This window comes from Faecalibacterium sp. AF28-13AC (assembly GCF_003478405.1).
GTDB lineage: Bacteria > Bacillota > Clostridia > Oscillospirales > Ruminococcaceae > Faecalibacterium > Faecalibacterium prausnitzii_E.
This window is the reverse complement of sequence record NZ_QUFG01000015.1, coordinates 1-8,896: the sequence shown is the minus strand read 5'-3', so window position 1 is coordinate 8,896 and position 8,896 is coordinate 1. Positions and strand designations below refer to the sequence as shown.

The following is an 8,896-nucleotide window of genomic DNA, read 5'->3' as shown; positions in this document are numbered from 1 at the left end:
TAAGCAGCGCCCGCCGGGAGATCTCCCGGCGGGCGCTGCTGTGTTCAGAGGAACGTTATTTTTCTTGCCTTACTTTGCGGCATCCACCAGCACACCAACGTAGCCGGCAGTATCCGCCAGCGTGGCACCGGAAACGGCGTCCACAGCCTTTTCATCTTTGCTCAGAGCCTCGGCGTCGGCAATGCTCATGCCGTTCACGTGATTCTGGATGGCGTCGTAGTTGGCATCCAGCGAAACGGTGGAACCAGCCTTTTCGGCCATCATCTTGCTGTAGTAATCGGCGTTGACTCGCTTGGACATCAGCACCTTGCCCTCGGCGTAGCCTGCGCCGAAGTCGGAGTCGGAGTTGGGCACACCGACGACCCCGGCGTCCGAACCGGCAAACTGGAACTCGTCAATGTAGCTCAGTACGATGGTGTTCCCGGCGGTGGCGACAGCGCCGGAGGTGAAGCACTTGGTGCCGTGGGCAGCCCCATAGACCACGTTCAGCTTCAGGTCCTCGGAGCTGCCGTTGAACTCCACGGCCTGCGTGGTCTGGGCGTTTTTGGCGGCATCCACGATGGCAGAGAGATAACCGGCGGTATCCACCAGCGTTGCGCCGGAGACGGCGTCCACAGCCTCGGCACCCTTGGCGGCCACATCCTCCAGCTCGGAGATGGTCTTGCCGACAGCAAAGTTCTGGATGGCGTCGAAGTTTGCATCCAGAGCGACCGTGGAGCCGCCCTTTTCGGCCATCATCTTGCTGTAATAATCAGCGTTGGCCCGCTTGGACATCAGAACCTTGCCCTCGGCGTAGCCTGCGGCAAAGTCGGAGTCGGAGTTGGGCACGGCGGTCACGCCTGCATCGGTGCTGGCGAACTGGAAATCGTCGAGGTAGGCGGCGAGGATGACGTCATCCTTCACCACAGCCACCGCTTCGGTGAAGCACTTGGTGCCGTGGGCGGAAGCATAGGCCTGACCGATCTGGATGCCGCCTTCCACCGGGACGATGGCGGCGGGCTCAGCGGGGGCTGCGGCAGCAGAGTCGGCGGGGGCTTCTTCGGCCAGCTCCACACCCAGTGCGGCGGCAACGGCCTTCCGGACGGCCTTGGTGGTCACCGTGGCACCGGCAACGCCGTCGATGGCGGGGCCGTTGGCGGCCACGACCTGCTTGGACAGCTCTTCCAGTGCAGCGCCGCCGATGCTCTCGGTCTCCTGTGCACCTTCCAGCTTGCAGTCGGTAACGGTGCCGTTGGCATCCACGGTCAGGGTGGCGGTGACAGCGCCGCCAAAGCCGTCGGCAGAGCCGGTCTTGGTCGCGCTGGCAGCGGTGGAGCTGCTGCCGCCGCAGGCGGCCAGAGAGACGCCAACAACGAGGCTCATGGCCACGGCAGCGCTCAGTTTGCGGATGATCTCCTGTTTCATGGGTCTTTCCTCCAGAGAAAAATCGGTTTGTGTTCGGCCCCCAGAAAAGGTCATACCTTTTCAAGGATGTTTACAAAAGATAACATATTTTGTAAGGTTCTGTCAAGAGATTTTGTCACATCCTTCGTGAAGAATGAGAAAATGGTGTCAATTTGTGGTGCTGACGGCATAAAAAAGCCGGAAACCAACGTACAGCGGTCGGTTCCCGGCAGACAGAAGCGCTGAGGCGAAACTCAACGCTTGATGTCGTAGTTCATGTTCATCAGGTTGCGGATGGAGCTTACATCGTCGGTGATGTTGGCATCGCCGTGGATGGTGTGCTTGATGGCGCTGCTGGCCACGGCAAAGTTGATCATATCCATGGCCTTGTAGTCGTGCAGCATGGCGTAGATGAGGCCGCTGGCGAAGGCATCACCGCCGCCCACGCGGTCGAGGATATTAAAGGTGAACAGCTTGCTCTCGAAGGTGTGGCCCTCGTACCACATAAAAGCCTTCAGGCTGTTCTCGCTGCCGCTGTGGGCATAGCGCACATGGCGGGCGATGCACTTCAGGTTGGGGTAGCGCTCAATGAAGTGCTGGAAGATCTCGTCCTGCTGCTCATAGCTGGGCTGCAGGGGCACACCGTCCTTCCAGTCGCCCTTGGAGTGGTCGGTCTCGTCCTTCCACAGGTGGTAAGGCTCGATGCCCAGCAGCACATCCACATAGGGCAGGCACTCGGTGCAGAAGTCGCGGGCTTCCTCCCAGCTCCACAGGGTGGAACGGAAGTTGCCGTCGAAGCTGACGGTCAGGCCCTTCTTCTTGGCGGTCTTGAGCATGTCGATGATGAGGCCGCGGCAGTTGGGGGCCAGAGCCGGGGTGATGCCGCTCAGGTGCAGCCAGTCGAAGCCATCCAGCAGAGCGTCCAGATCGACCTGCGAGAAGTCATACTCCGTGATGACGCTGTGCTTGCGGTCGTAGATGACCTTGGAAGCGCGGATGCCGTAGCCGGTCTCCAGATAGTAGGTGCCCAGCCGGTTCGAGGGGGTCTCGTCCGGCTCGGTCAGGATCATGGGGGTGCAGTGGACATCGTTGGAGCGCAGCCAGCGCACGGCGCTCTTGCCCAGACTGTTGTTGGGCACGACGCTGAAGAAGGTGCTGTCCACGCCCAGGTTTGCCAGCGCCAGTGCGATGTTGGCCTCGCTGCCGCCGTAGCTGGCCTCGAAGCTGGAAGCCATGCGGATCTTTTCGTAGTTCGGCGGGGTCAGGCGCAGCATGATCTCACCGCAGGTGATGAACTTCTGCCCGCTGGTCTCGCTGCCAAGGATCGGATTGTAGTGTTCCATAACGCTCCTCCTAAAAAGTCGTTGCTTTATACCGTAACGATGTGAGAACACATTGTTGTATCCATTATACCGCACCCCGAAGCAGATAGCAAGCAAATGCCGCGGATGAAAAGAGAAAATAAGCGGGGATTTTTGGCGGTTTTGACGAACCCTCTCCGTCACCTTCGGGAGAGTTGCACCGCCGACGGAGAGGGTCACACCCCCGTCAGATCAAAGCTGGGGGTATACTCTTCTTTGGCACTGCTCTTCTGCTGCATGTAGCCGTCCGAAAGGCCGAGGTCCATGGCGTAGTTGACCACCCGGCGGTATTCGTAGGTGGTGATGCGCCGCCCGATGCCATGGTCGGCGGCTTTATAAAAAGGTGTGTACTGGCTCATGACGCTGGGAAGGAAACAGCCGGGGTCGGCGCGATTCCAGGCGGCCATCTGGTCCAGCACGGCGAAGCTGTCGTCCACGTGGCCGGGCAGGGCCAGATGCCGCAGGATGACGCCTTTTTGCAGGATGCCGTCCGCATCGAAGACCGGGTGCCCGGCCTGCGCCATCATGGCTTCGATGCCGGGTCTGGCCACCGCAAAGTAATCCGGCGCGGCCGAAAGCTCGGCGGACAGGGCAGGGGAGACGTACTTCAGGTCGGCCAGCCAGATGTCGATATACCCCCGCCAGCGCTCAATGCTCTCCAGCGTCTCATAGCCGCCGGTGTTGCAGACGATGGGGAGATGCAGCCCCTGCGCCCGCGCCAGGTCGAGCGCAGCGATGATCCACGGCTGCCACTGGCCGGGCGTGACCAGATTGATGTTGTGCGCGCCCTGCGTCTGCAGGTCCAGAAAGATCTCGGCCAGATGCCCGACGGAGATCTCCTTGCCGAGCCCCTCGGCGCTGATGGGGTAGTTCTGGCAGAAGCAGCACTTGAGGGTGCAGCCGGAAAAGAACACCGTGCCGCTGCCCCGTGTGCCGCTGATGCAGGGTTCTTCCCAGAAATGGAGGGCGGCGCGGGCGGCTTTCAGCGCACCGCCTGCCCCGCAGAAGCCGATCCGCCCGGCGGCGCGGTCCGCGCGGCACTGCCGGGGGCAAAGTGTGCAGGTTTCGGGTGCGAAGTTGGTGGTTTTGGGCATACTATCTAAGTCCTTTGCGAAAGTTTTGAACAAATTGCTCGCTTCTATTATACCATTTTTGGGCGCAGTTGTGGTATACTATGGTTGAATATTTCATGCGATGAAAGAATACTGCATAATGGGGAGGACGCTATGCGCACTGAAAATGAGGAGATCCGGGACCACCTGAAATATCTGGCCCTGCTGGCGCGGGATTACCCCTCGCAGGCGGCAGCAGCCAGCGAGATCATCAGCACACAGGCTTTGCTCAAGCTGCCCAAGGGTACGGAGCACTTTATGAGCGATCTGCACGGCGAGAACGAGGCCTTTGTCCACATCCTGAACTCGGCGTCCGGCGTCATCCGCGAAAAAGTCGATATCGTGCTGGGAGATACCATCCCGGAGGCGGCCCGCGCCGAGCTGGCCACCCTCATCTATTATCCCAACGAGAAGCTGCCCCAGCTCAAGGCCCGCTGCGCCGATGAGGACGGGCTGGACCAGTGGTATACCGAGACGCTCCTGCGCCTCATCGACATCTGCCGTCTGGTCTCCTCCAAACACACCCGCGAGCATGTCCGCGAATGCCTGCCCGCAAGCTGCGGCTACATTCTGGATGAACTGCTCCACGCCCACTTCGAAGACCACGATAAAGATCTGTACTACGGCCAGATCGTGGGCAGCATCATCGAGAACGGCCGGGCTGACAAGTTCATCGTCCGCCTGTGCGAACTCATCAAGCGGCTGGCTGTGGACAAGTTACATATCGTCGGCGACCTGTTCGACCGCGGCCCCCGCCCGGACATCATCCTGGACCTGCTCATGCGCCACCACAATGTCGATATCCAGTGGGGCAACCACGACGTGGTCTGGATGGGCGCGGCTGCGGGCAGTCCCATCTGCATCTGCACCGTGCTCAAGACCACGTTGGCCTACCACAACCACGGGATGCTCGAAGACTGCTATGGCATCAACCTGCGGCATTTGCAGCGGATGGCGGAGCAGTTCTATGGCGACGACGACCTGTCCCTCTGGATGCCCCACACCGATGCGGCCCGCGGCCCCTATACGCCCGGTATGCTCCACCGCTGCGCCGTCATGCACAAGGCCGTCACCATCCTCATGCTCAAGATGGAGTGCTGCGTCATCGACCGCAACCCCGATTTTAAGATGAAGGGCCGCGACTTCCTCCGCCACATCGACTGGGAGAAGGGGACCGTCACCGTAAACGGCAGTTCCTACCCCCTGCGGGATACGAGCTTCCCCACCGTAGACCCCACCGACCCCGCCCGGCTCAATCCGGACGAGCAGGTGGTGCTGGACAAGCTGGTCCAGTCCTTCCGCCAGAGCGAGAAATTGCAGCAGCACATCGAGTTCCTCTACGCCAAGGGCAGCGTCTACCACATCGAGAACGGCAACCTGCTCTATCACGGCGTCGTGCCCATGACCCGCAGCGGCAGCTTTGCCGTGGAGCGGTTCGAGGGGCACAGCTACTCCGGACGCGCCCTTATGGATTATTGCGACGAGCGCGCCCGCCGGGGCTACTTTGGACCGGAAGGCTCTCTTGTGCGCCAGAGCGGGCAGGACTTTTTGTGGTATCTGTGGTGCGGCAAGCTGTCGCCGCTGTTCGGCCGCAGCGCTATGACCACCTTTGAGCGGCTCTACATTGCCGACCCCGCCACCCACGAGGAGGTCAAGGACCCCTATTATACCTGGTACAACGAGGAGGCCGCCTGCCGCCGCATCCTGTCCGAGTTTGGCCTGCCCGGCGCGAGCCACATCGTCAACGGCCATGTGCCCGTCCGCGAAAAGAGCGGCGAGAGCCCGGTCAAGGGCGGGGGCCGTCTCGTCGTCATCGACGGCGGCTTCTGCCGCGCCTACCACGACAAGACCGGCATCGCGGGCTATACGCTGGTCTACTCCAGCCGCACCATGTCTCTGCGCACCCACCAGCCCTTCGAAAGCACCGAAAAAGCCGTAAATGAGAACATCGACATCCTCTCGCAGAAAAACATCCTGGAGACCGAGAACCACCGCATCCTCGTGGAGGAGACCGATGAGGGCGAGGTGCTGCGGGAGCGGGTGTATGACCTGAAACAGCTGGTCAAGGCCTATCAGTTGGGCTGGCTCAAGGAGACACATTGCGAAGACTGCGTCTGGTAACGGCGGCCTGCTTCGTGCAGCCTGACAAGATTTTTGTAAAATTTTTGAAAAAACAAACAAAATAACTGAATATCTGCGTTTTTTCTGGGCAAAACAGAAAATAATCCCTGCTGTGCAAATGGGTCTTTGCTTTTTGGCCGAAGTCGTGTATAATAAGATAGCATATCTTGAGAGCGTATGCCCAATGGAGTGCATCGGATTTTAACGTGATGAGAAACAAAAGCCCTTTGGGGGCGCACACGCAAGCCCCACGACAAGGAGATCATAAAATTGGAAAAATTTGTTATTACGGGCGGTAAGCCCCTGCACGGTGCGGTCACTATTTCGGGTGCCAAAAATGCGGCTGTGGGCATCCTGCCTGCCACCATTCTGGCCGGGGACGTCTGTGTCATCGAGAACCTGCCCGACATCAGTGATGTGGCCGTCAGCCTGAAGATCCTGAGCGTCCTGGGTGCCCAGATCAAGATGCTGAACCGGAACACCTACGAGATCGACACCACCCACATCAGCTGCACCAATGTGCCGGACGATCTGTCCCGCCAAATGCGCGCCAGCTATTATTTCCTGGGTGCGCTGCTCTCCCGCTTCGGCAAGGCGCAGGTGGCCATGCCCGGCGGTTGCAACCTTGGCCCCCGCCCCATCGACCAGCACCTCAAGGCCTTCAGCGCTCTGGGCGCCGAGGACAGCGTGGACTACGGCATGATCACCGTCCGCGCCAAGGAAGGCCTGACCGGTGCGCACATCTTCTTTGATAAGGTCAGCGTCGGCGCGACCATGAACGGCATGCTGTCCGCTGTCATGGCGGAGGGTCAGACCATTCTGGAAAACTGCGCCAAGGAACCCCATGTGGTCGATCTGGCGAACTTCCTGAACATGTGCGGTGCCGATGTGCGTGGTGCAGGCACCGATGTCATCAAGGTGCGCGGCGTTCAGCAGATGCACGGCTGCACCTACAGCATCATCCCGGACCAGATCGAGGCGGGCAGCTATATGGTAGCTGCTGCGGCCACCGGCGGCGATGTCCTCATCGAGAACGTCACCCCGAAGCATCTGGAGCCGATCACAGCCAAGCTCCGCCGTGCGGGCGTGGAAGTGGAGGAGTTCGATGACGCTGTCCGTGTCCGCCGCACCGGCGACATCCTGCCCCTGAAGATCAACACCATGCCGCACCCTGGCTTCCCGACCGACATGCAGCCCCTGATGGGTGTGCTGCTCAGCGTGGCAAAGGGCACTTCGACCATCACGGAGAGCGTGTGGGACAACCGCTTCCGCTATGTGGACGAGCTGCGCAAGATGGGCGCAAACGTGCAGGTGGACGGCCAGGTCGCCGTATTCGAGGGCGTGGACAAGCTCAGCCCGGCCCCGCTGCGCGCTTCCGACCTGCGTGCAGGTGCTGCCATGGTCGTGGCGGCCCTGATGGCAGACGGCACCAGCGAGATCGAGGAGATCGGCCACATCGAGCGCGGCTACGAGAACATCGTGGAGAAACTGCGCGGTCTGGGTGCCGACATCAGCAAGGTGGACCGTGCGCCCGCTGCGCTGGAATCGGCCATGTAACGGAATAAACCTCTCCGTCATCGCTGATGGGATGCCGCTTCTCCGGATAGGGGAGCTGGCGGGCGTAGCACGACGGAGAGGCTGCATAGAGAATCACAAAATTTGAACCAGCCTGCTGCGTCTTTGCAGCGGGCTGCTTTTATGAGGAGACCAATGGCAGAATTTATCTCATTATACTCCGGCTCGTCCGGCAACAGCAGCGTGGTGCGCTGCGGCGAACGATATCTCATCGTGGATATGGGAAAAGGCGTCCGCACCACAGGCGCGGCCCTCAAAGCACTGGATCTGAACGTCAGCGACTGTGCGGGCATCCTCGTCACCCACGAGCACAGCGACCATGTGAAGGGGCTTTCCACCTTCCTGAAAAAGAACCCGTTGCCGGTCTACGGCGCAGCGGCTACGCTGGATTTTCTGGACGCCAATGGCATCGTGCCCGTTTCGTGCGAGATGCACAGCGTCTCCGGCGGGGAAGAGGACATCGGCGATTTCGGCGTCACGGCCTTTCCCACCAGCCACGATGTGCCTTGCGTGGGCTACCGCATCCATACCCCGGACGGCAAGACCATGACCATCGCCACCGACCTCGGCGTTCTGACGCCGCCGGTGCACGAGGCGCTTTCCGGCTGTGACCTTGTTGCGCTGGAAAGCAACTACGACCTGCACATGCTGCGCAGCGGGCCGTATCCTTATTACTTACGCTCCCGCATCGAGTCCACCCGCGGCCACCTCTCCAACGACGAGTGTGCAGCCAAGCTCCTGGAACTGGTGCAGGAGGGGTGTAAGAAGTTTGCCCTCTGCCATCTTTCTCAGGAAAATAATACCCCCATGCTCGCGCTGCAGACGGTCTTCAACACCTTTGGTGCGGCCGGTGTCATCCCCGAAAAGGACTGCATCGTCCAGACCCAGCGGCGGAATGAGGTCAGCCCGGTGCTGGAATTTTGAGAAAAAACGCTGCAAAACACCGAAAAGCGGCCCAACAGATGCACCCTGCAGCGTTTGGATGGAAGATGAGATCCAAGAAAATGAAGGAAATTCAGATTTCCTTGAAAAAACTTGTAAAAAAGTGTTGACATCCACCCCGGTGTATGGTATTATATTTGAGCGCCAAGCGCTGAGACAAAAGAATGACTTCCGAAGTTCCAGCTGAGAAGCGAAAGAAAAGAACCAATAGACGCTGAAAGATTCCAGTCAGTTCTGAGAAATCTGAAGCGATCCAAGTTCAAAATGTTCGAAACGCTTCGAAAAAAGTGCTTGACAAAAAATCACTTCTGTGATAAAATGATCAAGTCGTCAGCCGGTTGGTTGAGGCGCACAGGACCTTGAAAATTGAACAATATCGAAAAACTTGTAACGGAACCTATT

General features: G+C 59.6%; 6 protein-coding genes. 3 read left to right on the top strand and 3 right to left on the bottom strand.

Annotated elements, in window-relative coordinates:
- Window positions 1–69: 69 nt before the first annotated feature.
- The 3 genes from DWY95_RS15495 to DWY95_RS15485 all read right to left on the bottom strand — a co-directional run bounded on the left by DWY95_RS15495 (window position 70) and on the right by DWY95_RS15485 (window position 3,838).
- Entirely contained in the window at window positions 70–1,404 is a 1,335-nt protein-coding gene (locus tag DWY95_RS15495; protein WP_118554190.1) for an FMN-binding protein, read from the bottom strand.
- Window positions 1,405–1,637: 233 nt separating this feature from the next.
- Window positions 1,638–2,726 (bottom strand): sugar kinase, encoded by a 1,089-nt coding sequence (locus DWY95_RS15490; protein ID WP_118554189.1) that lies wholly within the window; start codon window positions 2,724–2,726, stop codon window positions 1,638–1,640.
- A gap of 194 nt (window positions 2,727–2,920) precedes the next feature.
- A complete protein-coding gene (locus DWY95_RS15485; RefSeq protein WP_118554188.1) occupies window positions 2,921–3,838 on the bottom strand; it encodes a radical SAM protein in 918 nt (305 codons plus the stop codon).
- Window positions 3,839–3,970: 132 nt separating this feature from the next.
- Between DWY95_RS15485 and DWY95_RS15480 the strand changes: the two genes are divergently transcribed.
- From DWY95_RS15480 to DWY95_RS15470, 3 genes are all read left to right on the top strand, one after another.
- The gene (locus tag DWY95_RS15480; protein ID WP_118554187.1) at window positions 3,971–5,977 is read left to right on the top strand and encodes a fructose-1,6-bisphosphatase; all 2,007 of its coding nucleotides are present in this window, start codon (window positions 3,971–3,973) and stop codon (window positions 5,975–5,977) included.
- A gap of 261 nt (window positions 5,978–6,238) precedes the next feature.
- Window positions 6,239–7,534: a UDP-N-acetylglucosamine 1-carboxyvinyltransferase gene (locus DWY95_RS15475; RefSeq protein ID WP_347562140.1), complete on the top strand. Its 1,296-nt coding sequence runs from the start codon at window positions 6,239–6,241 to the stop codon at window positions 7,532–7,534.
- A gap of 153 nt (window positions 7,535–7,687) precedes the next feature.
- Window positions 7,688–8,476: an MBL fold metallo-hydrolase gene (locus tag DWY95_RS15470; protein ID WP_118554185.1), complete on the top strand. Its 789-nt coding sequence runs from the start codon at window positions 7,688–7,690 to the stop codon at window positions 8,474–8,476.
- Window positions 8,477–8,896: the final 420 nt, after the last annotated feature.